The 216-nt window shown below is 67.6% G+C and carries 1 protein-coding gene; it reads right to left on the bottom strand.

Annotated elements, in window-relative coordinates:
* The coding region (locus RRF55_RS29070) for a hypothetical protein (protein WP_439419461.1) at positions 1 to 216 on the bottom strand (216 nt) is incomplete at both ends.

Here is a 216-nt window from a genome sequence, read left to right as displayed (position 1 = left end):
GCTGCTGGCGCGCATCGACATTGATGTGGGCGTTGCGGCCGTTGGCGATGCCCATCAGGTTGGCCTGCTGGTTGAGATCACCGGCGGCCATGTTGACGGTCATGGCGCCATCGGCGCCGGCCAGGGTGCGGCCGTCGATGCGGCTCTGGTTGAGATAGGACAGCATCGCGGCGTAGTCGTTGCCCTGCTGGGCATGCGCGGCCAACGGCGCGAGCA

Source organism: Klebsiella sp. K47 (genome assembly GCF_051858335.1).
Lineage (GTDB): Bacteria > Pseudomonadota > Gammaproteobacteria > Enterobacterales > Enterobacteriaceae > Klebsiella > Klebsiella pneumoniae.
The sequence above is the reverse complement of the archived record's forward strand: the minus strand, read 5'-3'. Positions and strand labels throughout refer to the sequence as shown.